At 59.2% G+C, this 23,145-nt stretch carries 30 protein-coding genes and 1 pseudogene; 2 read left to right on the plus strand and 29 right to left on the minus strand.

The annotated features are described in order from the left end of the window. The 27 genes from ISP15_RS17530 to ISP15_RS17660 form a co-directional block, all read right to left on the minus strand. A partial coding sequence (locus tag ISP15_RS17530) for a DUF6531 domain-containing protein (RefSeq protein ID WP_404549190.1) occupies nucleotides 1-446 on the minus strand: 446 nt, incomplete at its 3' end. Nucleotides 447-566: 120 nt separating this feature from the next. Continuing rightward, nucleotides 567-1,271 (minus strand): sigma-70 family RNA polymerase sigma factor, encoded by a 705-nt coding sequence (locus tag ISP15_RS17535; RefSeq protein ID WP_404549192.1) that lies wholly within the window; start codon nucleotides 1,269-1,271, stop codon nucleotides 567-569. Nucleotides 1,272-1,288: 17 nt separating this feature from the next. After that, nucleotides 1,289-2,035, minus strand: coding sequence for a flagellar type III secretion system pore protein FliP (gene fliP / locus ISP15_RS17540; RefSeq protein ID WP_404549194.1), 747 nt, complete (start codon nucleotides 2,033-2,035; stop codon nucleotides 1,289-1,291). Next, a complete protein-coding gene (locus ISP15_RS17545) occupies nucleotides 2,032-2,379 on the minus strand; it encodes a hypothetical protein (RefSeq protein WP_404549196.1) in 348 nt (115 codons plus the stop codon). The genes fliP and ISP15_RS17545 overlap by 4 nt, the downstream gene beginning before the upstream one ends. 56 nt (nucleotides 2,380-2,435) lie before the next feature. Beyond that, nucleotides 2,436-2,741, minus strand: coding sequence for a FliM/FliN family flagellar motor switch protein (locus ISP15_RS17550; protein ID WP_404549199.1), 306 nt, complete (start codon nucleotides 2,739-2,741; stop codon nucleotides 2,436-2,438). Next, nucleotides 2,738-3,466 carry a hypothetical protein gene (locus tag ISP15_RS17555; protein WP_404549201.1) on the minus strand — a complete coding sequence of 243 codons (729 nt, stop codon included), beginning with the start codon at nucleotides 3,464-3,466 and terminating at the stop codon, nucleotides 2,738-2,740. The genes ISP15_RS17550 and ISP15_RS17555 overlap by 4 nt, the downstream gene beginning before the upstream one ends. 53 nt (nucleotides 3,467-3,519) lie before the next feature. Next, on the minus strand, nucleotides 3,520-4,707 hold the full coding sequence (locus ISP15_RS17560; RefSeq protein ID WP_404549203.1) for a flagellar hook-basal body complex protein: 1,188 nt from the start codon (nucleotides 4,705-4,707) through the stop codon (nucleotides 3,520-3,522). Between the two features lie 10 nt (nucleotides 4,708-4,717). Next, entirely contained in the window at nucleotides 4,718-5,137 is a 420-nt protein-coding gene (locus ISP15_RS17565; protein WP_404549205.1) for a flagellar hook assembly protein FlgD, read from the minus strand. Further along, complete coding sequence (locus ISP15_RS17570; protein WP_404549207.1) at nucleotides 5,127-5,975, minus strand: hypothetical protein; 849 nt, start codon at nucleotides 5,973-5,975, stop codon at nucleotides 5,127-5,129. Before ISP15_RS17570 ends, ISP15_RS17565 begins: the two co-directional genes overlap by 11 nt. Beyond that, nucleotides 5,972-6,424 carry a hypothetical protein gene (locus ISP15_RS17575; RefSeq protein ID WP_404549208.1) on the minus strand — a complete coding sequence of 151 codons (453 nt, stop codon included), beginning with the start codon at nucleotides 6,422-6,424 and terminating at the stop codon, nucleotides 5,972-5,974. The genes ISP15_RS17570 and ISP15_RS17575 overlap by 4 nt, the downstream gene beginning before the upstream one ends. After that, nucleotides 6,421-7,755, minus strand: a complete 1,335-nt coding sequence (locus tag ISP15_RS17580; protein ID WP_404549209.1) for a FliI/YscN family ATPase — start codon at nucleotides 7,753-7,755, stop codon at nucleotides 6,421-6,423. The genes ISP15_RS17575 and ISP15_RS17580 overlap by 4 nt, the downstream gene beginning before the upstream one ends. Then, nucleotides 7,752-8,402, minus strand: coding sequence for a FliH/SctL family protein (locus ISP15_RS17585; RefSeq protein WP_404549210.1), 651 nt, complete (start codon nucleotides 8,400-8,402; stop codon nucleotides 7,752-7,754). The genes ISP15_RS17580 and ISP15_RS17585 overlap by 4 nt, the downstream gene beginning before the upstream one ends. A gap of 8 nt (nucleotides 8,403-8,410) precedes the next feature. Then, nucleotides 8,411-8,785 carry a hypothetical protein gene (locus ISP15_RS17590; protein ID WP_404549212.1) on the minus strand — a complete coding sequence of 125 codons (375 nt, stop codon included), beginning with the start codon at nucleotides 8,783-8,785 and terminating at the stop codon, nucleotides 8,411-8,413. Nucleotides 8,786-8,862: 77 nt separating this feature from the next. Continuing rightward, the gene (gene fliF / locus ISP15_RS17595; protein WP_404549214.1) at nucleotides 8,863-10,284 is read right to left on the minus strand and encodes a flagellar basal-body MS-ring/collar protein FliF; all 1,422 of its coding nucleotides are present in this window, start codon (nucleotides 10,282-10,284) and stop codon (nucleotides 8,863-8,865) included. A 58-nt stretch (nucleotides 10,285-10,342) separates the two neighbouring features. Continuing rightward, nucleotides 10,343-10,660, minus strand: coding sequence for a flagellar hook-basal body complex protein FliE (gene fliE, locus ISP15_RS17600; RefSeq protein ID WP_404549216.1), 318 nt, complete (start codon nucleotides 10,658-10,660; stop codon nucleotides 10,343-10,345). Beyond that, complete coding sequence (locus ISP15_RS17605) at nucleotides 10,657-11,079, minus strand: flagellar basal body rod protein FlgC (protein WP_404549217.1); 423 nt, start codon at nucleotides 11,077-11,079, stop codon at nucleotides 10,657-10,659. Before ISP15_RS17605 ends, fliE begins: the two co-directional genes overlap by 4 nt. Before the next feature lie 2 nt (nucleotides 11,080-11,081). Further along, entirely contained in the window at nucleotides 11,082-11,453 is a 372-nt protein-coding gene (locus ISP15_RS17610) for a flagellar basal body rod protein FlgB (RefSeq protein WP_404549218.1), read from the minus strand. A gap of 10 nt (nucleotides 11,454-11,463) precedes the next feature. Next, nucleotides 11,464-12,579, minus strand: a complete 1,116-nt coding sequence (locus ISP15_RS17615; protein WP_404549220.1) for a flagellar basal body P-ring protein FlgI — start codon at nucleotides 12,577-12,579, stop codon at nucleotides 11,464-11,466. Beyond that, on the minus strand, nucleotides 12,576-13,082 hold the full coding sequence (locus ISP15_RS17620; RefSeq protein WP_404549221.1) for a flagellar basal body L-ring protein FlgH: 507 nt from the start codon (nucleotides 13,080-13,082) through the stop codon (nucleotides 12,576-12,578). The genes ISP15_RS17615 and ISP15_RS17620 overlap by 4 nt, the downstream gene beginning before the upstream one ends. Nucleotides 13,083-13,155: 73 nt before the next feature. After that, nucleotides 13,156-13,863, minus strand: coding sequence for a flagellar basal body P-ring formation chaperone FlgA (gene flgA, locus ISP15_RS17625; RefSeq protein ID WP_404549224.1), 708 nt, complete (start codon nucleotides 13,861-13,863; stop codon nucleotides 13,156-13,158). Between the two features lie 2 nt (nucleotides 13,864-13,865). Next, nucleotides 13,866-14,633 carry a flagellar hook-basal body protein gene (locus ISP15_RS17630; RefSeq protein ID WP_404549226.1) on the minus strand — a complete coding sequence of 256 codons (768 nt, stop codon included), beginning with the start codon at nucleotides 14,631-14,633 and terminating at the stop codon, nucleotides 13,866-13,868. A 10-nt stretch (nucleotides 14,634-14,643) separates the two neighbouring features. Then, nucleotides 14,644-15,324, minus strand: a complete 681-nt coding sequence (locus tag ISP15_RS17635; protein ID WP_404549228.1) for a flagellar hook-basal body protein — start codon at nucleotides 15,322-15,324, stop codon at nucleotides 14,644-14,646. 10 nt (nucleotides 15,325-15,334) lie between these two features. Then, entirely contained in the window at nucleotides 15,335-17,398 is a 2,064-nt protein-coding gene (locus tag ISP15_RS17640; RefSeq protein ID WP_404549229.1) for a flagellar biosynthesis protein FlhA, read from the minus strand. Then, complete coding sequence (locus ISP15_RS17645) at nucleotides 17,395-18,468, minus strand: EscU/YscU/HrcU family type III secretion system export apparatus switch protein (RefSeq protein ID WP_404549231.1); 1,074 nt, start codon at nucleotides 18,466-18,468, stop codon at nucleotides 17,395-17,397. Before ISP15_RS17645 ends, ISP15_RS17640 begins: the two co-directional genes overlap by 4 nt. Beyond that, the gene (locus ISP15_RS17650) at nucleotides 18,468-19,232 is read right to left on the minus strand and encodes a flagellar biosynthetic protein FliR (RefSeq protein WP_404549233.1); all 765 of its coding nucleotides are present in this window, start codon (nucleotides 19,230-19,232) and stop codon (nucleotides 18,468-18,470) included. The genes ISP15_RS17645 and ISP15_RS17650 overlap by 1 nt, the downstream gene beginning before the upstream one ends. A gap of 2 nt (nucleotides 19,233-19,234) precedes the next feature. Next, the gene (locus tag ISP15_RS17655) at nucleotides 19,235-19,498 is read right to left on the minus strand and encodes a flagellar biosynthetic protein FliQ (RefSeq protein WP_404549235.1); all 264 of its coding nucleotides are present in this window, start codon (nucleotides 19,496-19,498) and stop codon (nucleotides 19,235-19,237) included. A gap of 2 nt (nucleotides 19,499-19,500) precedes the next feature. Then, nucleotides 19,501-20,631, minus strand: a complete 1,131-nt coding sequence (locus tag ISP15_RS17660) for a tetratricopeptide repeat protein (protein ID WP_404549237.1) — start codon at nucleotides 20,629-20,631, stop codon at nucleotides 19,501-19,503. Nucleotides 20,632-21,087: 456 nt separating this feature from the next. On the opposite strand from ISP15_RS17660, the gene ISP15_RS17665 reads away from it, so the two are divergent. Beyond that, nucleotides 21,088-21,477: a hypothetical protein gene (locus tag ISP15_RS17665; protein ID WP_404549239.1), complete on the plus strand. Its 390-nt coding sequence runs from the start codon at nucleotides 21,088-21,090 to the stop codon at nucleotides 21,475-21,477. A gap of 17 nt (nucleotides 21,478-21,494) precedes the next feature. Further along, nucleotides 21,495-21,644: pseudogene (locus ISP15_RS17670) on the plus strand (transposase); the annotation flags it as partial. 126 nt (nucleotides 21,645-21,770) lie between these two features. On the opposite strand, the gene ISP15_RS17675 reads toward ISP15_RS17670, so the two are convergent. Next, nucleotides 21,771-22,280, minus strand: a complete 510-nt coding sequence (locus ISP15_RS17675; RefSeq protein WP_404549241.1) for a GNAT family N-acetyltransferase — start codon at nucleotides 22,278-22,280, stop codon at nucleotides 21,771-21,773. Continuing rightward, nucleotides 22,268-22,543, minus strand: a complete 276-nt coding sequence (locus ISP15_RS17680) for a type II toxin-antitoxin system TacA family antitoxin (RefSeq protein WP_404549243.1) — start codon at nucleotides 22,541-22,543, stop codon at nucleotides 22,268-22,270. Before ISP15_RS17680 ends, ISP15_RS17675 begins: the two co-directional genes overlap by 13 nt. Nucleotides 22,544-23,145 lie beyond the last annotated feature (602 nt).

Genomic DNA, 23,145 nt, shown 5'->3' on the forward strand with positions numbered 1-23,145 from the left:
GCGTCGGTCCAGGTCCAGGTAGTCGCGGTGGCGTTCCAGCCCAGCGTATCGACCGCGCCGCTTTGGTCGGTGCTTACATAGGCGCCCAGGCTGGCGTCATAGGTGTAGACCACGCTGGAACCGTCATCATCGGTCCGGGTAACCGTGCTGCCGACGGTGTTGAGCGTGCCGGTCAGGCTGTTCACGTTGCGGCTGAAGCCGTAGCTCCAGCCGTCGTTGCCGTTCAACTGGCCCTGGCTGTTGTAGGTGCGCAAGACATTGAGCGGCAGGCCATCGAACAGCAGCCCTTCGTCCTGGCTCTGCAGCACCAGGTTGCCGGTGGCGGTGTTGACGTAGCTGCTGTTGGCCGCTTGGCCCAGCGACGGCGAGCCGCCTTGGGCCTGTCCCAGTGAGGTCAATGAGGTGTTGCCCAGACCCAGACCATTTCCCGTGATCACTGCGACCATCGTGCTGCTCCCGAATGCCAGCGACGCCACCACGGCATCGCCTGTCGGGAGTACTAATCCGGGATTTCGGGAAAAAGTTTAGGGGCTGTGGATAAGTTTTCTTAAGGGGGGGCGGCTGCCCTAACACTCGGTAACGATCTGCTCGCGCAAGCAGCGCCGAAGCAACTCCAAGGCGCGCCTATGAAGCTGCGAAATACGACCTTTGGTAACGCCCAGTTGATTGGCAATATCCACAAAGGAAACCTGATGATAATAATGCAGTACCACGATGGCGCGTTCACGCTCGGGCAGCAGGTCCAGGCTCTCGGCCACCGTGGCGCTCAGTTCCGCTTTTTCCAGGGCCGCATAGGCATCCGCAGTATGCGCACGGCCGGGCATGGACTGCATGTCCAGCAGGAAGCCCAGGCCCAAACCCACCGTGGTAGCGATAAAAGCTTCAAGGGGGTCGTCGTCAGTGTCCTCACTTAACGATTGCACGCGATCGCGCGCAACCGTGCTCAGGCGGGTGACGTCGCACCCTAATTCAAGGTGAACATTGCGCAGCACGCGCAGGCCATCGAATACCGCACCGCGCACACGTAGCCGCGCGAACGAATGGAAGTTTGCGCCACGGTTAGGATCAAACCGTTCGATCGCCTCCATCAGGCCCAGCAAGGCGTTCTGGACGCAGTCGCGCCAGGCATCGCGCATCAGATAGACACGCAGGTAAACGTCACGTGCCACCTGCCTTGCCCATGGCGAATAGTGGACGATCAATGCATCACGTGTAACCGCGCTGCGCTCTTGCGTCCAGCGCAGCCACAGCATGTGCTCATCGTTGTCCACGTTGCGCATCCCGGCGCTCAGTAGTGATAACCGCTCAACAACGCTTGCGCCAACAGCGTCCAGCCATTGATCAACAGGAATAGCAGAATCTTCAGTGGAAGGCTGATCGTAGTTGGCGGCAACATAATCATGCCCAACGCCATCAGGATTGCCGCAACCACCAGGTCTATTAACAGGAATGGCAGAAAAATCACAAAGCCGATCTGGAATGCGGTACGTAGCTCGCTGAGCATGAAAGCCGGAATCAGCTGCAATGCACTGATATCTTCCATCGACTTCGGCGCCGGCACTTTCGCCATGCGCACCACGGCAAGCAGATCATCTTCGCGCGTCTGCCGCACCATAAATAACTTGAACGGCTCGAACGCTCGCGCCAATGCTGTCTGGACTGGAATCTCGTGGCGTAGATACGGATCGAGACCAGCCTGCTTGGCGCCTTGAAACACCGGCGTCATTGAGAACAAGGTAAGAAACATCGCGAGTGTCAGCAATACACTGTTAGGCGGCGTCTGTTGCAGCCCTAAAGCACTGCGTACCATCGACAGGACGACAACGATACGTGTGAACGAAGTCAGCGCTATCACCATCAGCGGGATAAACGAAAGCAGTGATAGCAGCAGAAACGAGCGCAAGATCGGCGAGTAGTCCTCCGCCGAAGCGCGCGTTATCGCATCCTGGATCGGATCGGCGCACCAGCCGGCGATTGGTAGCAAACATCCGACGATGATTAACAGTAACAACAATACAGGCCGGGCGCGCATCATAGCGTTGCCTCGCTTGCATTCTTCGTGGAAGTCGGCGCCATTGGTGTTACCGTGACCTGCGTACCACGCGCGCTTTCTACCACGAGATAGGTCTTCCCCCGGCAGCTCAGCACATACGCGGTGGTCGTGATGCTCAGGCGACGCGATGACTGCACCTGGATGTCGGTCGCCGCCGCGATCGTGCGTGGCTTGCCGGGCAAGCCGATCCATCCGCGGCGACGGATGAACAGCAGCGCCGCGATCAGCAGGCCCATCAAGCACAACGTGACCAACAACGCCAGCGCGAACGTACCGCCGGACACCGATGCTTCAGTGCGATACGGAATAGCTGCCGTCGGCGCCATGCACGCCGCAAGGTGGCGGAGCGCCCCCCCTCTCTGGGATTGGATAGCGATCAAGCTCACAAAATCTCGGTAATCTTAAGGCCGAAACAATCCCCCGCCGCAATAAGTTGTCCACGCGCAATGGCCTTGCCATCGAGCTGCAGGGTCACAGGTGCGTCAAGGTCGGTATCCAGCGCCACCGTATCGCCCTTGGCGAGGCCGAACAGTTTTTCCACGTTTAGCTCCGCTGCGCCGAGCATCACATTCAGGCGCACATTGACGTGTCCGAGCATGGACAGATTGCGCTTGATCAGCGGATCACCAACCGACGGCTCGTACGCGGTTTCTTCCAGTTGAATAGGAGCTACGACAATATCGTTCATGGCTGTGGCCTTTCTTGCTGATTGACGCCGTCGAGCATGACGGCACGTTGTTCACCCGTTCGCCGCAGGTATCCTGTGGCGATAGCACCGTGGCCTTGTAGATGAAGCTCCAGAGCTTCATTCAATTTACGATCGCCGACCAGAATTTCGCCCACACTCAGATCGGCCAAGTGAGCCAGGTCGACCGAACCAAAATCCATCAACGCCAGCACTTTCAGTGGCGCCTGCTCGATCGCCATGTGGCGCGGCGCTAAGTTGACACTGCTTGCGGCGGCCGGTGGCGCAAGGCGATCGGCCATGCGACGGTCGATTGCCAACTCCAGTTGCAGGCGTCCAAATATCGCCGTGACACCGAACGCGCCAAGGCGTGCATGCGTCAACGTCAGTGGCGCGACGCCTTTGGCTGGTGGTGTGATCTTGCTAAAACCGGCACGACGCTGAATGCGCGCGGCGAGATCAGCGATCGCTTCCTCGCCGATGCGTTGCGATAGCTCGAAATCCGCATCGTTAGTGATACCAGCAAGAAAGCGGCCGATCGCATCGAAATCCTTCGCACCAAGGTGGATCACCAACGAACCCATCTCATGTAGCGAAAGCAACGACAGGCCACGCCTTTCCTGCACCGCGTCCTGCTCGATCGCACGCACGCCAGGAACGTGGTCGGCGGCGCTGATCCACCATTCGCGCACCCATTCTTCCAACTGGGCCGCGAGCAGCGTGTACAAGGCAGCACGGCGAGTTTCGCCGAGCCAGCCGAAGCGAACGTTGTCGGTCATGACTAACTGTCCCGCGTCGAATCGTAGAGTTGCTCAAGCATGTCGCTGGATACGGTCATGACGCGCGAGCTGGCTTGGTAGCCGCGCTGGATTACGATCATGTCGGCCAGCTCCTGGGTCAGATCGACATTGGACATTTCCAGACTGCTGCCTTCGATCTGGCCGAAGACGCCAGAACCGGGACGTCCCATTTGCACGGTCTGGTTCGCCGGCGGCAAGTAAAGATTGCCCTGGATTTCCTGCAAGGATGCCTCGTCCGGAAACGAGGCAAGCGCGAGCTGGGGACCGGCATGGGTCGAACCGTCTGCGTAGGTCAATTGCAGGATACCGTTGCTGTCGAACGCCTGCGACGAGATGCCGACCACGCCATGACCATCCTGCACTTGGGCGGCGAGGCTGGTGGTTTCGCCGGTAATTCCAGTAGCGCCACTGAGGCTGCCAGGCGTGCCGAAGTTGAACACCACGCTCTGTGATGCACCGCCGAGGTTGTCAGTCATCGTCACCGAGTTTGCACCGGCCTCCGGCGCGCCAGTCTGGTCGAAACTGACCTGGCCGCTACCTAAGGTATTGCCGCTGCTGTCGGTAATCGCAACGTTCCAGGTGGTAGAGCCTGACGTGGTCGGCAAGGTCGAGCTGGTGGCCGTGGTCAATGTCAAGGTCAAGGTGTGCGCGGTACCTTGCGCATCATAGATAGTGACATTGCTGATGGTATCCGGCGAACTGCTACTGACAATATTGCCCACCATGTTCACCGTGGTGGTCGCTGCTGCAGGTAGTGTCTGCATAGCGCTGATGTCTATATTGCCGAAGCTGCCGGTTGGACTGTAGCCCTGTACGAGATAATTATTGACCGAATCGACCAGTTGTCCGGATGAATTGAATTCGAACTGGCCGGAGCGCGTGTAATAGAGATTGCCTTGCGAGTCTTTGAGGATGAACAGGCCATTGCCTTGCACTGCCACGTCGGTATCGGTGCTGGTCTGCTCGATCTGGCCTTCCGACGTGTCCACGCCAGTGCCCGCGATAGCGGTTCCATCATCGTCCATCATGTTTTCGAAGAACGAATCACTGCCTCGGAAACCCGGCGTATTCATGTTACTGATGTTGTTGCTGATCGTGTCCAGGCTCTGCGAGAAGCTGAAAAGCCCGGATACACTGTTATACAGCGCCTGCATGATATTGCCGCCCATGGTGTACTCCTTATGGGGTCACGAGCTGGATCTGGGAGAGGTTGACGTTGGTCATCACGCTACCGGTAGATGGCGTGACGGTCAGCTGCACGCCATTGGTGCTGTACTGGATGCCGGTGACCTTGCCGGTAGTGGTCGAGCCATCCGAATTGCTGACCTGCACAGTATGCGAGAGCAAGGTTACGGTCTGGTCGGACGAGTCGAGCGTCGCCAGATTGTTGATGCCGGTCACTTCCTCGCTTTGCTGTTCAATGCCGACGAATTGTGCGAGCTGGGTCAGGAACTGGCTGTTGTCCAGTGGCTGCATCGGATCCTGGAACTGCAGCTGACTGACAAACAGCTGGATAAAATCCTGCTCGTTGATACCTGCGTTGGGTAATGACGTGGGATTGGTCGAACTCAGCTGGCTACCGATTGCTTCAACTGTCATGATGCGCTCCTTGAATACCGTTGAGCGAAGTCCACGCTTCGCGACCGTTCAACATGATTTTGTTCAGTGTCATGCCTCTCGCCTTGGCATCATCCAGCACAACCTGGATCAAGCATGCAGCCTCTCTGTCGCCGAGACGGAAATCGCGCAGCCAGGCGATAATGCCGCCACCAGGCTGGCGCACATAGCGCAGCGAGCGCTCTGACCAATAGGCGGCGGCATTGCTGCCAGTTGTGGCAAGTTCGGTGTTGATGGATGACGGCGCCTCATCCAGTGCTGCACGCGCCAGTTTTGGCACTGCGGTGTCTGATAGTGGCGCCGCAATCACATCATCGGCGAACAACGTGGCCTTCGACGCGCTGGTTACGTCTTCGTCTGCTACCTTTTCCGCTTCGGTGGTGCCGGCGGATACTGCCTCCTCGGCAGTCGGCGACTTATCGACATTGCCATCTGCCGTACTCAATTCGGAAAGATAAGCCTGCGCCATCGCATGCCACCCAAATACGCGCGCGCCCAGCAATGTCTCGGTGACACCGGTCGGTGTGACCGTCGACTGCGCCAGCTGCCCGGTCTCGACCAGCGCGATCGCTTGTGCTGCTTGCGTCAACCCCACTTCCTCAGTTGGCAAAGACAAAGCCATCGTTGGAAACTTGGCGGTGGCATCAAGCGAGGACTGCTCGAGTGTCACTTCCGGGTCCGCCGAAACGGTTTCTTGCGAGTCCGGTTTCGTCTGTCCATCGTGTTTGGCCAACTCATGCGCGAAATCCTTGCCTGGGTGCCGTTGTGTATCCGGCTGCCAGGCTTGCGTGGCCGCATCGACGTTAAAGATCGTTGTCATGGCTGCTCTCCGCGGCACTCCAGCCACAGTTCGACACTCTCTTCCTGTGCTTTTGCCACACGGGCATACGTCATTGCCAGGCAGAGATGGTCGAGATGCTCGCCAATGAGTTCGCGATGACGCTTGGCCAATACATTCTCGGACGCTTTTTCCCTACGCTGGCAGGAGCCCTCATCCAGAATGTCGTTCGCGTGTCGCAGCTGGTCCGATAAGACAGCACTCAGTTGCGTCAGTAACTCGTAACGCGCCATATCCATCGCATGCGTCCCCGCTACACAGGAGTGAGTAGCTTGACTTACCGACTGGCACATGGCCTCCACTAGACCGACATGCTCCTGCGCCGCGGCTTCCTGCTTCACCGCGCTCGCCAGTGCCAGCTGAGCGCGTACCTCCTTCGCCTGCGCCATGCGCAGGGCAACTTGGTAAGCGTGTTGCTTGCGCTTACTCACCGGTTACCTCCCATACCGGCAGCCAGGACGACTTCCAGCCGGTCAACGGTCTCTGGCAAAGTCGAGGACTGCGAAGGCATCTGGCGCAGACAATCGATCAGTTTCGGATACAACACGATCGCCTCGTCCAGCGCCGGATTGGTACCGGCTTGGTATGCGCCCATATCCACCAGGTCGCGCGAGGTTTCATAGGTCGAAAGAATCGATTTCACGCGCAAGGCCATGCGCTGCTGCCGCACGTCGGCCACACGTGAGACAAGGCGACTGACGCTGGAAAGCAGGTCGATCGCTGGCAATTGCCCACGACTGGCCAGATCGCGCGACAACACCACGTGTCCGTCCAATATGGCGCGCATATGGTCGGCAACCGGCTCATTCATGTCATCGCCTTCGACCAGCACGCTATAGATTGCGGAGATCGAACCACCGTCACGCATACGACCGCCGCGTTCGAGAATCTGCGGTAAGAGATTGAATACGGAGGGCGGATAACCTCGCGAGGTTGGCGGCTCGCCTACCGCAAGCCCTACCTCACGCTGCGCCATCGCGAAACGTGTAATAGAGTCGACGATCAGCAGCACGTCCAGCCCCATATCGCGGAAATATTCCGCCACCGCATGTGCCGCATGCACTGCGTGCGTGCGCACCAGCGCGGGTTCATCGGCCGTAGCCACCATCATCACCGAGCGGCGACGTCCTTCCGGTCCCAATGATTCCTGCAGGAAATCGCCAACTTCACGGCCGCGCTCGCCTATCATGCCGACTACTACTACATCGGCCTTTACATGGCGTGCCATCATGCCGAGCAAAGTACTCTTGCCAACGCCACTGCCGGCGAAGACACCCACGCGCTGGCCCTTCGCGATCGGCATCACACCATCGATCGCGCTCACGCCTGTTTCCAGCGGTTGATCCAGGGGTACACGATGCAGCGGATTGATCGGCGCCGGCTGAATTTCGCGGTAGGACTCTGCCGCAATCGCCGGACCGCCATCCAGTGGTTCACCGAATGCGTCGATCACGCGCCCGATCATCGCGCGTGCCACCGGTACACGCAGGGTGCGTCCAAGCGAGCGCACGCGCGCGCCTGCAGCGGTCCCCCGCAGATGGCCGAACGGCATCAACAATAGTCTACCGTCGCGGAAGCCGACGACTTCTGCACTTACCGGCTGGCCAGGGCCATCGATCTCGCACAGCTCACCAATCTTGACGTCCGGGCCAATGGCCTCGATGACCAGGCCGTTAAAGCCGAGCAGATGCCCGTACTCGCGCACGAGCGGCTTACGCTCCAAGGCATCTGCAAAGCGAGCGCCGGCGGTGCTCGTGCTCATATGGACGCGATACCGAGGGCTTGGAGCATCGATTGATAGATCGCATCCAATCGGGTAGCGATGCTGGTTTCGGCATACCCGCGTGCGGTGACGATCCGGCATTCACCAGGCGATAGAGCATGCTCGATGGCGATGTCGAGCCCTTCGAACTGCTCGGGCAAGTGTGAGCGATCGGTCGTGGCCACTTCCAGCCGGATCGCCTTGCCGCGGTAAGCCTGCGCCAGCTGCTGGCAAAGGCGGCGCAGCGATTCGCGATCGCCCTGCATCACGCCGAAGGTCTGTGATAGCGCTTGCAGGGCCAGTTCGAAAGCCAACTGTTCCATCTCTTCACACTGCAACAGCCATTGCTGTTGCAAGCCGCTGGCAAACGCGGCGAGCGCTTCGCGCTCGCCCGCCAACGCCTGGCTTTGTTCTTCCATGCGCTGGCGCGTGTCATCTTCCCACGCTTGTTGGAATTGTTCGGCTTCCCGGCGTCCATCCTGCTCACCGGCCTCGAAGCCCTCACCGTAGCCTTGACGATAAGCCTGCGCGCTAAGTTCGTCCGATGCCACTGGTTCTTCGATTTGCATCGGCTGCAACGCTTGCAGTCGGCTGCCGCCGCTCACCGCACGCGGTGTGATGCTTTCCAGCAGGAGGCTGTGTGGCACGCGCCGGATCATGACACAACCCCCGCCACGCGCCCCGCTTGCGCAGAGTTATCCAGGTAACGGCCGAGCGCATCCGCCAACGCGGACGGAAAGGGATTCGGCATACGCTGCAATTCGTAGCGCACCGCCTCAGTTCGCGACTTGTCGCACGCGGCCAGGTAGATGTCCGCATGATCGGGCGCCGTGGCTGCCAACATGCGCGCCGCCCAGGCAGGCGACAAGCGATCGAGCACCACGATCAGTACATCCGGTGGTGGCACTTCGCGCATCAGATAGGTCGGCTCGTCGGCGAGCACTGCTTGCAACAGTTCTGCATCGAGCGTGGTATAGCGCTGCGCTTCGTTGATCAACGGCTGCAAGGTGGTGCGCCACGCCACAGGCATGCGCGACAGGATCCAATGCCGGTCTGCTGGATGCATGGTTGCCAGGGCGAGCGCCGCCTTTCGAGTTCCCCCCGGATTCACCGCTCTACCTCGGCGGTCTCGATCCATTGGCGCAGACGCAACAGGGCGGCTTCACGTTCGGACAAGGTGAGCCGGCGCGGCGTGCTGCTGCGCGCTGCCATTAACAGGGCGCACACAAGAAATAGCACTAGCGCGGCGATAACAGGATAAAGCCACCAGTACTTGCTTGCTACAACGGCGGAGGTAGCCGCTTCGTCAGCAACTGGCGCTTCAGGCGACACGACATCCGCATGCGGCACCGCCGTCATAGAGGTGCTCTGCGTCGCAATCGGCGGGGCTTCCGGTGGGGCGATCGCAGCAATATCCACCTTGTCCCCGCGTGACTCATCCAGACCAAGGCCGGCCGATACCACATCGGCAAGCTTGTTGATCTCACTGGCAGGCAGCGTAGCGGGAATCACGATCCCTACTGAAACACGCCCGATGCGTCCTGGCGCCTGGTCTACTTCTTCCTGTTCGCGGCCATGCGCGTATTCGACGTCGCGATCGCTGCTGGTCGTGCCGCTTTTCGAGTGCTCCGGATCGGCATCGTCGACGCTGTGGCCGGTAGCATTGATCTTTTCGTGCACCAGCAGTCCATTGCCATCCTTGCCTTGGGCAATGAGATGTTCGCGCACCTGCTTCACATGGTCATAGTTAAGACTGACGTCCACTGACACCGTGAAGTTATCGGTACGCAGCACACGATGCAGCAGATCACCCACGCGCGCGCGCAGCTGGTTTTCGAGTTGCGTCTGCGCATCCAGGCTATCGGAATTGAGCGCGCCATTCTCTCCCTGTGCCGCATAGCCGGACAATACCGTGCCCTTGTCATCTAACACCACCACTGACTCCGGCACGAGGCCATCGACCGCCGACGCTACCAGCCGCTGGATGCCAGCGACTCCACGTGCGTCCAGATGCTTGCCCGGACGCAGGCTCAGCGTGACCGATGCCTTCGAGGGATCCTGGTCTGGCGTGAACAGGTCGGAGCGGCGGATGGTGAGATGCACCCGCGCCGACGATACCTCGACAAGCGAGGAAATGGTGCGCTCCAGCTCCCCCTGCAGCGCACGCTGAAAGTTGATTTTCTGGGCGAACTCCGTAACCCCGTAATCGGAATCCTTGAATAGCTCGAAACCGACGCTGCCTCCCTTGGGAATACCCTGCGATACCAATTTCATGCGCGTCTCGTACACCTGCGCATCCGGCACCATGATGGATTTGCCTTCATCCGCCAGGCGATAAGGCACCTGCATCTGGTCAAGCGCGCTGGTGATCTCCGCCGCGTCCGACTCGCGCAAATCACGGAACAGAACGCCATAGGGCGGATGCGTGACCCACCACGAAGCAATGCCGACGATACCCGCGATCAGCAGGATGCCGAGCGCGAATGCGAGGCGCGAACGAGTGGACATGGACGCGAAAAACTGCCGCATATGAATTTCCTGAATGCCGGTTTTCTATGCTCTCTCCCAACCGGGAGACAGCTATTGCTCAAAGCTGCATGTTGGTTAGGTTCTGATAGGCATCGACAATGCGATTGCGCACCTCTACCGCCAATTGGAGCTTTAGCCGCGCATGCTCCATCGCAATCATGACGTCATGAACGGGAATGTCCTCGCCTGCAACCAGCGCACGCGCCGCCTGATCCGCCTGCTCAAGGCTACCGTTGAGCTCGCCGACTTGCGAGCCGAGCATCTGTACGAAACCCGGGCCGTTGTTGCTCATTTCGTCGAGGTTGGTCTCGCGCACGTCGATCGCACGAATTTCCATCGGAGCGATCGTCGATCCTTCAATCGGTGCTACGTTCATGAGTTTCCACCCACGTCGAGCGCGTGCAACGCCATGCTGCGCAGCGTATTGAAAGCACGCACATTGGCTTCATACGCGCGGCTGGCATCCATCAGCGCACTCATTTCGGTAACCATGTCCACGCGCGGATAACTCACCATGCCATTCTTGTCGGCGGCCGGATCGGTCGGGTCATGTTCTTCGCGCGTATTGGCGTCGTCAGCCAGCATTACGGGCTGCGAAGGCACGCTGTGACCGGTGTCGCCGATCATGTCGCTGAAACTGGCGGCGTACGGCGCACTTACGTGCATCAGTCGTGCCGGATGGCCGGGCTGGTTCGGCGTGTTGGCGATGGCAATGTTATGGCTGGCCGCTTCGAGGCGAAGACGCTCGTATTCCAAGCCGAAACGTGTCGCGGAAAAAATCTGATCGACGACCATGTTCAATCTCTCCCAGCCAAAGCCAGTTGCATCAAGGCGAAGCGCCGAGACATCACTGTCGTCAGCGATTGAAAGTCCACACTGGCGGTCTCCAGTTCCGCCACTTCATCATCCAGGTTAGCCGGCGCGTTCAGGGCGGAGTCGGCTGCGCTCACGGAATCACCGAGCGAGCGCGGCGTAATGGACTGCAGGCTTTGCGCATCCATATCCGGTTGATCGGCCGCCTCGCGCAACAATCCAGTGGCCTGTGCAAAATCTGCGCGCTCAGGCCGATAGCCAGCCACATCGACGTTGGCGATGTTGGCGCTGGCCACCTCGGCTCGTATGCGTGCCATGCTGATGCCGAGCCGCAGCGCTTCGGTAGTCAAATCCATGCTTGCTTCCTCATTGAATGACCAATTCGCCACGCAATGCGCCGGCGTCCTTGATCGATTGCAGAATGGTGATGACGTCGCGCGTCGAAAGATGGATCGCACGCAACGCGGCGATCAGGTCGGATACGGTGGCGCCGTTGGGGATGCTGACAAGGCGCGCTTCCGGGTCCTGTACATTGATATTGGCTTGCGGCACCACCGCAGTGCCGATGTTCCGCGACGGATTGACCATCACGCCATCGGGCTGCGACACCAGATAATCGGTCTGCACCTGGATGCGCAGATCGCCCTGCGAAATAGTCACCGCCCCCAGGCGCACGTCACCGCCCGACACCACGGTACCCGTGCGCTCATTGACCACTACGCGCGCGATCTGATCCGGCGTGACCGGCACGTTCTCGATCAATGAAATGGTCTGCACCAGATCCACCGGCGGAGTCGCGAAAGTCACGCGCACCTTGCCTGCGTGTTCGGCCACCGCCTCGACGCCGGCATTGCGGCGCAACGATTCGGCGATGCGCTCGGCGGTGGTGAAGTCCGGCTGATACAACACGACGTCGAGCGTACGGCCATCTTCATCCAGGCCAAGCGGTGCTTCACGTTCGACAGTTGCGCCATCGGGGACGCGGCCAACGGTCGGATGATTCTTCTGATCCAGACTGCCGAACGCGCGGACTTCGTAGCCGCCAACCGACAGCGCACCTTGTGCTAGCGCATATAGCTTGCCGTCCGGGCCATTCAACGGAGTCAGCAACAAGATACCGCCACTGAGACTGTGCGCGTCGCCCAGCGACGATACCGACACGTCCAGCTTCTGCCCGGATTCGGCGAACGCAGGTAGCGTCGCGGTCACCATCACAGCGGCCACATTGCGACTGTTGAGATCGTCTGGCGTAATGTTCACGCCAAAGTGACTCAGCGTGTTGGCCACCGATTGCACGGTCAGGCGATTCTTATTGGTGTCCCCCGTACCAGCCAGGCCGATCACCAGGCCATAACCAACCAGCGCATTGTCTCGCACGCCCTGGACACGTGCAATTTCCTTTAGGCGAACGCTGTTTCCCTGCGCCAGCGAGAGCGGACTTGCGAACACAGTGAGCAGCAGCGCGATAAGCAGACGTTTCATATCAAACCCAACCAGCGTGTAATACGGTAAAGAATGCTGTGGCGCTGGGCGGTCGAAATATCCCCTTTGCCGGTGTAGTGGATGTCCGCCTCGCTGATGCGGTTGGAAGGGATGGTGTTGGTGGGCGAAATATCTTCCGGACGGACCAGGCCGGCCAGTACGAATTGCTGCTTTTCGCCGTTGATTTCCACAGTCTGCTCGCCATGGATACGCAACATGCCATCGCCTTCGATCGCCACCACGCGCACGGCCAGCTGCGCCTGCAAGGTGCCTGCGCGCGTGGTATTGCCTTGCCCGGTGTCATCCCCATTAAGACCGAGTCCGTAGGTGTGCGTAGTGTTGTGATACTGCGCATTAGCGCCCAACTGTACGCCGCCACTCGCGTCCGTATTGGCACTGGCGGTGGCGCGTGCTGTTTCGGTTACCAATACGGTGAGCGTGTCACCGACCAGGTGTGCGCGCCGATCCGCAGCCAGTCCGCGATAAGCGTCGGGATCAATCATTGAGCCGGACGTGATCTGCGCTTGTACGGAAAACCCCACGCCTACCAACGCTAACGTGGCTATAAGCAAATATCTAGTCGACAACTTGCACTACTCCCTTGTTAGTAATGCGCGCATGCACCGGCGTCTCGGCACCATCGACGAGCACCAGCACGGTATCGCCAGCATTACCGCGTCCGATCGCAGTACCCTTGGTTTGCAACGTAATAACGCCATACTTGGCACTGACCTCGACCCGCTGCTGCCGGTCGACATCGGGGATATGTTCAAAGTCCTCCAGCAATACCGGGCTGCCAGCCAGCACAGCGTGCCGCAAGCGCATGTCATCGAGCTGGTGTGGATCGCTTACCCGCTGCCCCTGCATCGCAGCGACATCGGCATCGTGCGCGATGAATTTCAACGACGAAGCCACCGTACCTAGCGCGGCATCCGCTTTATAGACCTGCACATCATGGTGCACACTGACGGCGAACCACACCGTCGCCGAACGCACGACTTCTCCATTCACGCTGATTTCCACTGGCATGCCGACCCGTGCCCGTGGCCAACGGCCTTCCGGTTTGCGCGCCTTGATCGCCAACACGCCGGCAAGCACCTGTACGTCCTCCGGCTTGCCCACGACCTCGACTTGCGCCGCACCGTTGTCGTTTCCAAGACAGGCATTTAATTCGGCGCGCGCAACATCCACGATGCGTATGGACGCCACCGTTTGCAGAGACGGTAATGCCGATGCGCATACGGGCAGCGCGGCAAGCAAGATGATGGCAAGCAATCGATCCATGATTACTGGCGCAGATTGTTGATCGTGTCGAGGATCTGATCCGATGCCTGCAGCACGCGCGCATTGAGCTGGTATGCGCGCTGCGCGATGACCAGGGTCGCCATTTCGCTGACTATGTCTACATTGGAACCCTCCAGTGAACCTTGCAAGATCGCACCCACGCCGCTGTCATTCGGCTTGCCCACAGTGGGATCACCCGAAGCCTGCGTCGGCACGTAATTGTTGCTGCCGACCGATTGCAGGCCTTCCGGCGAAGGAAATGTGCTCAATTCAAGCGTGCCGAGCAGGGTCTGGCTGGTACTGCCGCCGACCTGCGCATAGATCTGGCCATTCTGGTTGATCTGGATATTGCTGGCATCCGGCGGCACTTGGATGTTCTGCGATAGGCGATCGTCACTGGCTGTGACGAGATAGCCGTCACTATCTACATGCAGCTGGCCGTCGCGCGTATAAAGATGATTGCCGTTCGCGTCGACTACTTCCAGAAAGCCTTCGCCCTGGATACCGATATCCCAGGTATTGCCGGTCTGTTGCATTTGGCCCTGCGAAAAAACTGAACTGGTGGACACTACTTCGGTGCCGGCACCTGATTGCTCGGGCGTAAGGCCTGCTTGTACTTGCGACGGCGTGATCACCGCGATGTCGCCAAACGAAACGCGCTGCGACTTGTAGCCGGGCGTCTGCATATTGGACAGGTTGTTCGACAAAGTGTCGATCTGGCTCTGCGTGCTTTGCAAGCCGGAGGTGGCGATGTAGAGAGCGTCGATCATGAGTGCGTCCTTAAGTGTTGTCGCCGATATGGTTGATGCCTTCCTGCAGTGCTGCGTCGTAGGCCTGGATGGCGCGCTGGATCGACTGCGCATGGCGTGAAAGCGCCATCAGACGCACCATTTCAGCGCCGGGATCCACGTTGGATTGCTCCAATGCGCCTTGCTGTACGCTGCCAATGAATTGGCCGTCATCGTTGCCTTTGAAGCTATATAGGCCCTCGCCCATATCGCGTAGCTCGGTGGCTGTGTCGACATTGACGATGCGCAGTGTGTCCACGCTGTCCGTACCGTCGGTAATTGCACCCGATGCATCGATATGAACGTTCGAATGGCTGAGCGTGATCGGCCCAGATTGTCCCAGCACCGGATGGCCGGCGGCATCGACCAATTGTTGATCCGCATCAATATGGAACTGCCCGTTGCGGGTCAGCATGGTCTGGCCATTGACGTCGACCGCGAAAAAGCCAGGACCGCGAATTGCCAGGTCCAGCGCGTGGCCGGTGGTGGAAAGGCTGCCGTCAGCCAGATTCAGCGTTGGCGTGTCGTCCAGCAAACCAGTGCGGAAGTCGGAGGCCAGTCGTTCGGCGCGATAGCCCACCGTGCGCATGTTGGCGACGTTCTGACTGAGCACGTCGAGCTTATCGACGTCGTTGCTCAGGTAACGCGCGATGCCAGGGATAATATTGCTCAAGCAGAACTCCTCAGGCGGCGGAAGCGATGGCGGTGATGGTGCCGAAGGCCTTCACCATCACGGTGGAAGGCACTTCGTTGATACCCAGCACGGTGACGTGTGGCAGGCTGCGTTGGATCAATGCGCGAAGATGGCGGCGCACCAGGCTCGGGCACAGCAGCACAGGCAGATGGCTGCGCGCCATCATCGCCTCGGACTGCTTGGCCAGCCCTCCAAGCAGCGCCTCAAGCTGCGCCAGATCGGTAATCAAGCTACCTGCCCCTTCGCGCTGACGAATAGCGGAAACGATCGAGCGCTCCAGTTCCGGCGCCAACGTCAATACGTGCAATTCGCCTTGTGCATTGCTCACCCGCTGGCATATCGCCGGCCCGAGGCGTTCACGCACCCGCTCGACCAGGTCATCGGTCTGCTTGTGCGTCTTGCCGGCATCGACTAGCACCTCAAGAATGGTTTCGACATTGCGGATGCTGACCTGTTCACGCAACAACTGCTGCAGTACCTTCTGCACGTCGGTATACGACATCACACCCGGAACGAGCTCATCCACCAGCGATGCCTGCTGCTCACGCACACGTGCAACCAGGCGCTCGGTCTCCGCACGGGTGAGCAATTCGGGCGCATGACGCTTGGTCACCTCGCCCAAATGCGTAATCAGCACTGTTTCGGGATCAACCAGCGTGTATCCGGCGCCACGTGCGTACTGGCGTTGCTCAGGACTGATCCACTGTGCCGGCAGGCCGTACGCCGGATCGCGCGTCTCGCGCCCTTCCAGCTTGGGTCGCTTGCCGCCCGGATTGATCGCCAGCAAGGCGTCGAAGCGCAACTCGCCGCGGCCGACGCGCGAACCCTGCACCTGGATGTCATAGGCGTTTTCTTCCAGCGGCGAACCCTGCACCAGCTTCACCTTGGGCAAGATAAAGCCGAAATCGAGGGCGAACTGCTTGCGGAATGTACTGATGCGGTCTCCCAGGTCCAGTCCACGTGCTTTGTAGGCAGCGGCAATTGCACTGCCGAGATGGATCTCGACCGGCTCGACCGACAACATGCGATACAAATCGTCTTCTTCCCGCCTGGCCAGGGGTTCAGGCACTTCTTCCTTGATATCTCCCGCGGTATTGCCAGAGCGCGACGCAATAAAAGTCAGCGACGCCACGCCGAGCAACACCAGCAGCACCGGCCATGCCGGCAGGCCGGGCAACACCAACAAGCTACCCAGCGCCAACGACACGATCAGCAAGGTGCGCGAACTCGACAATACCTGCTTGGCGATTTCCGTGCCCAACTGTGCATCAGACGCGGCGCGCGTAATGATGATGCCGGTGGCGACCGCGATCACCAACGATGGGATCTGCGTGACGATGCCATCGCCGACGGTGAGCAAAGTGTAGCGGTGCACCGCATCCGTCCACGGCAATCCACGTTGCACCATGCCAACCGTAAGACCGCCGATGATGTCGATCAGAATGATCATGATGCCGGCGATCGCGTCGCCTTTAACGAATTTGGTAGCACCATCCATGGCACCGTAAAAACTGGCTTCCTTCTCGACATGGCTTCGCCTGCGCTTGGCCTCATGCTCGTCGATCAGGCCCATGTTCATGTCGGCATCGATGCTCATCTGCTTGCCAGGCATACTGTCGAGCGTGAAGCGCGCCGCCACTTCCGCGACACGCTGTGCACCGTTGGTAACGACCACATACTGCACGACCACCAGGATCAGGAACACCACCAGCCCAGTCACATAGTTGCCGCCAACCACGTATGAACCGATTGCGTTGATCACGCGCCCAGCATTGCCCTTGTCCAGAATCAGGCGCGTGGCAGAAATATTCAGCGCCAGACGAAACAACGTGGTGATCAGCAATAGCGAAGGAAAGGTAGAGAAGCTGAGCGGCGAATCGGTGAAGAAAGTAATCAGCAATACCAGCAGCGCGCCGGTGAAATTGAGCACCAGCAGAAAATCCAGAAGTGCGCCCGGGATTGGTGTGAACAGAATGATCAGGATCGCGATCATCCCGAGCACCAGGATCACGTCACGCTTGCCGCTCCATAGTTGGCCGAACAATGAATTCACGAAAAAATCCTGTTGCCGGGACGCTTCATCAGCCAGCGGTAGATCGGCGCCAGCGGCTTGTACAAATGGGCGGGTACGGCGCGGTCGATCTTGCATTCGCGGTACAAGGCGCGCGCCAGTTCAGGCGACCTCAGGCACGGCACGCCCGATTGCGCGGCAAGCATGCGCATGCGCGTCGCCACCGCATCACTACCCTTCGACAGCACGATCGGTGAACGCATGGACTTGGGCCGATACTTCAGCGCGATTGCCAAATGGGTTGGGTTGGTCAGCAGCACATCTGCTTCCGGCACGCGGCGTACCGAGCGCGAGTGCTTCAACAGTTCGGCCATCAAGCGGCGGCGTTTCTGCCGGATTTCCGGGTCGCCCTCGCGACGCTTGTGTTCGTCCTTGATGTCGCGGCGGCTCATGCGCAGCTTGCGTACGTATTCGCGCCGCGAGAACATCAAGTCCAGCAGTGCGATCAAGGTGAGCAACACCAGCATCCAGGTGGTAATCCTCACATAAGTCGAGCGCAGCAATATTCCGATGCTCGATGGCGCGGCAAGCGCGGCGGCCTGCACCCTGCTGCCAATGTCGCCGGCCAAGATCCATGCCAGCGTGCCGAGTACGCCGAGCTTCAAGCTCAACTTGAACAATTCCCATAACAGGCGTAACGAAAAGATCCGCTTGGCACCCTGTGCCGGATTGAGTCGGCTGAAATCCATCTTCAATGGTTCAGTGCTGAATACCGGGCCAGTCTGGATCAGATTGCCAACCACGGCCGCCACCAGCACTGCAATGACCACCGGCACCATGGACTGCCATGCCGGTTGAAAGGTACGTTGCAGCCATGCGATCAAACTGGCCGATGGCACGGGCGCATTGCCTGCCATCAACAATGTACGGCTGACCGAACGCGCAAAGGCTGCCGCGATGTTGTAGGAGGCGGCGGCCATGGCCACGCTGAAGACGATGATCACAATCACGCCGCTCAGATCGGCGCTGCGCGGCACCTGTCCTTTCTCGCGAGCTTCCTGCAGGCGGAACGACGTAGGTTGTTCGGTCTTGCTCTGGTCGTCGGCAGCCATCAATGCACTCCCAACGGCGAGAGCACTGTGAATGCATCACGGTACATGCGCTCAATCAATGATGGCGCGAGATGCAGCGATCCGGCCAGCAAGACAAAGCCCGCCAGCACCTTGATCGGCAATGCCACGAAATACATATTGGCCTGCGGCATCGAACGGCTGGCATAAGCCACCGCCAGATCGATCGCGAACAAGCCGAGCATAGTCGGTGCCGACACCATCAGGCCCAGCAGGAACTGCGACGACAACTTGGACAACAAGGTATCGGGCGATACCAGCACGCTACCGCTGCCTAATGGCACTACCTGGATCGATGCCACCATGCCCTGCAGTAGCAGCAGATGTAATCCAAGTGAAAAGAACACCAGCATACCCGCCCACTGCACTACCGTGCCGGCCAATGCCTCTGTCGCATGCGTGCCCGGATTGAACAGACTTGCAGCGGCAACCCCGGATTGCATGTCGAGTACGCGGGCAGAAAAACCCAGCGCAGCCATCGGCAGGAATACCGCGAGGCTCAGCGTGAACCCCAGCACGCATTCGCCCCCCATCGCCAGCACGAATGGCAATGGCTGGTCGGGGTCCATATGCACTGGCGACGTATGGTTCACAGCTACGGCCATCATCGTCAGCGCCAACAGTACGCACATGCGGATTGGTGCCGGCACCCAATTAAGAGGGGTAAATGCCGGCACCATCAACAAGGGCGCGAACCTCGCCATGGCGAGGAGAAATACGCCGATCAATGGATCGAATGCTCCCACCTTTACATCCCTGCGATGAGGCCGAACAAATGCTTCGAGAATGCGACGACGACCGCCATCATCCAGGCACCGGTGACGAGGAACATCGCCACCACTGTGATCAGCTTGGGAATGAAGGTGAGTGTCATTTCCTGGATCTGCGTAACGACCTGAAGAATGGAAATCACTACGCCGATCGCTAGCGTCGCCAATAGGATTGGCGCGGAAACTTTGGCCGCTGTCAAAAGTGTTTCCGACAGCAAATGCATCGCGGTATCGCTATCCATGCTCAGCCCTTTGGACGCACCAGTTCGCGCAGCCTGAAAATGAAATCCGCCGGCACCATGGCTGCGCCCGGAGTACGCGCAATGATGCTGTCGATGACGCCACGCGCCTCTTCCACTTGACCTTCGTCGAGTAACAGTACGCTTTGCGCATAACGCGCCGAGCGGCCTTGCGGATCCAGGCGCGTCGCGCGTTTGATTGATTCTTCCGCTTCTTTACGCTCGCCGCGCAAAGCATGAACTAGCGCAAAGCCCCCGTGCGTTTCACCGAAAGTGCGATCCAATGCGAACGCCTTGTCGAAACTGTGCTTCGCACCGGCGAGATCACCCTGCATCAGCTGGCACCAGGCCAGTGCATGCCAAGTACCGATGTGGCCGGGCATTTGCAGCGAAGCGCGCTCCAGCAAGGCACGCGCATCCGCAATATCACCGCCGAGCATACGTACCTGACCCATACCCAGCCAAGCGCGTCCGGACTCGGGATGGCGCTCGAGCAAGCACTCGAACACTTCGCTGGATTCTTGCAATTGCATCGACCATAGCGCGAGCGTGCCGCGTACCAATGCGGCCTCGTGCTGATCTGGATTGGCCTTCAGTGCCTGTTCGGCTTCGGCTGCTGCGCGCGCATTGTCGCCAAGGTCAAGCCATAGCAGCGCGCGGACTCCCTGCACTTCGGACAAACGTGCGCCGCTTTGGACTGGCGCAAGCACCTCCAGCGCGGCCTGCATTTGCTGCTGCTGGTGCAGAATGCGCGCCTTCAACAGCGCCATCGCCACTGGGTCGCCCTGGCCGTCTTTGGCGCGTTCCAGCGTTTTCAGTGCTTCTTCGGCACGGCCTTCAACAAGTTGCGCGTAGGCAAGATCGTGAAAAACACCGGAGGGAATGTCCTTCATGTTGGACACCAACGACTGCAACACTTGGATAGCGCGCTTTGTATCACCGCGCAACAGCGCGCAGCGCGCCTCGCGGAAGCGCACAGCCGGTAATTCACTCATCGATGGCAATGCTTCGACAATGTGCTTTGCCGCTTCGTCCACCCGCCCGGCGGATAACAGCTCGTCGAGCAGATCGCACAACAGAATGGGGTTCTCGGGGTCGTGATCGGCAAGCGCCGACAACTGGGAAGCGCGGTTCACGCCGCCCTCCTAAACTTTTCCGAGAAATGCCAGATAAGACAGGCGGCAGAGATCAAGGCGATCTCCGCTCTTTTGACTTGCCACAACACGATTACTGCTCCTTGCATACGGACTGCCTGTCCGTACGCCCCCTGTTCCGCATTCCTTACAGCATCCTTACGACCGCGCGGATCGTCTGGTCCTCAACGCCTTCTCGCTTACCGCGCCACACCCCAATGTGACGTAAGTCAAAACCGTTTCGCCAAGTAATCTAGGGTCGATCTTCACCCACTGTCAACAAACTTCTCACAGTTTCTTGGCGCCATTAAACGTAGCGCCTGAAAAAATCAGAAAATCGCAAATTCTTGTTGTGATACGGAACCTCTCTCCACTTATATTCACTAACGTGAAGATTCCGTGATGAAAGGTGAGGCCGTTAAACTATCTCGATAGCGCTTCTCTTAAGGACCAATCTAAGTGGCCACCCATCGCATAGCACCATCCTCGTCGCTGATTGAAATCCTACGAACGCTGGCACGGGAACGCACACAGGCCACATCGCACGGCAGCCATACCCATCGGCCCGACGCTGACAATCAGCTCACGCCTGTCTCGCGCAAGCACGATGTGCTGGCATTACGCGAGCGGCTGCGCGGATTAGCAGAAGGAGCCGATTCTTTCGACACGCAGGCTATGTCTCAAGCAAAAAATCAAGTAATACGCGAAATCCTGTTATGGGAATTCGGTAACGATTTCCGCGTGGACTCGCAGTTCCTGCCGATGGTCGATGCCATCGACAAGACCCTCGATGCCGATGCAGGTCTAAAGCAACGCTTTATCGATTTGATCGTCGATTTGCGTAAATGATTGAAGAGAGCTGGCTCCTCATTCCCTTCTTCCAGTTTCTACCGGAGATTCGCAAGGTCATATACATCACCAACGCGATCGAATCCTTGAACATGGTGATGCGTAAATACACGCGAAATCGGCGCATTTTTCCGAACGATGATGCGGCACTGTCGTACTTTCGCCTGATCCCCTAGTGTGGCTGCGGCCTCCCCAGCGTTTCACCCCGACACGCCACCGATGGTAAACGGTGAGACCCCTGATGCACATTTCCAACCGATGCACGAAGGCCGCCCACGACAGACATCGGCAGATCAGTCGGTCACCGACACCTTTGCCAAGTTCAGCATCACCGTCAGCGGTTCGATCGGCGACTCGACGAAGCCGTGGTGCAGGTAAAAACGCTTGGCATCCTCGTTGATGGCATGGCACAGCAACGCGCGGATACCCATCTCCTGCGATAACCGCAGCGCACGCAGCACAGCGTCCTTGAGTAACCCGGCACCGATGCCCTGACCCGCCCAGTCGACATGCACCGCCAGTCGGCCAAGCACAACCACCGGGATGGGATCGGGCATGTTGCGGCGGATGTTGCCGGGGGCCTGATCGTGCGAGACGGCACCGGCGGCTAAAGCGTAATAGCCCATCACGTCCTCATCGGCGCACACCACGTAGCAGCGTGATGCGCCGTCTTGCTGGTTCCGCCGGGCACGCTGTTTCAGCCAACTTTCTAGATCCGGCTCGGTACAGCGGAAGCCTTCCAGTCGATGAGCATCGGTGAGTGGCGTCGGCGCATGAAGCGTCGGCCGGATCACGCCTCCCACGGTGCCTGCCGACGCAGCAGTTTACGCAGCGCCGCACCTTGCTCTACCGGGGCATCCAGCAGCGCCTGGAAGCGCTTGAAGCGGGCGGCATCCAGGGCAAACACCGTCTGATCCAGCAGCACTTGACGCGCCTTCTCGCAAGCGGCCTCCAGCATGAAGTCCGTCCGGCTCTTACCGGCCACCTGCGCCGCCTGATCGATCAGACTACGCTGCGGCGCCAGAGCACGCAGATTGATGATGGTTTGGCGGGCGGTGTTGGTCATGACGGCACTCCTTATGTATACACATTGTACACACGAGATTCGCCAAGCACCACCCCGCCCATTCAGCTTTCCTCGGCCGCCTCGGCATCGAGCGTAGCCAGCAGCGTATTCCGATCGGCCGCCGGCACTTCCGCCGCACGCGCGACGAGGTGCAAGCATCGGCGACCCACTGGCTATGGACATACAACCACGAGCGTCCGAACATGGCGCTCGATGGCATCACACCCATGCAGAAATTGGCCTTGGCCGCTTAGCTCCACTTTTGGCGAGCACTAAAAGCGGGGGGATTACATAGAGACTCGCACAAACTGAACATCACTTGTTGTAGTGAAGGTCGTAACCGGAGAGCTGTCGTCGTAAGGAGAATTCCACCCACGAGCAATGAATGGGGTATTGGCTTCATCAGCGGTAATCGTAATTCCATTTGCGATCATTTCGCTCAACGGACTTACGACTGTCGTGCTGAACCGCCCCGGGATTCGCGGAGGCTCCAACTCTTGAGAGAATGGAGCCATGACAAAGTTAAAACAGTTTTCCCCGGAAGTCCGCGAGCGTGCGGTGCGGATGGTGCAGGAGCACCGTGGTGAATACCCATCGTTGTG

Origin of the sequence: Dyella jejuensis (assembly GCF_044904675.1) — a bacterium.
In the GTDB taxonomy this organism is placed as follows: domain Bacteria; phylum Pseudomonadota; class Gammaproteobacteria; order Xanthomonadales; family Rhodanobacteraceae; genus Dyella_B; species Dyella_B jejuensis.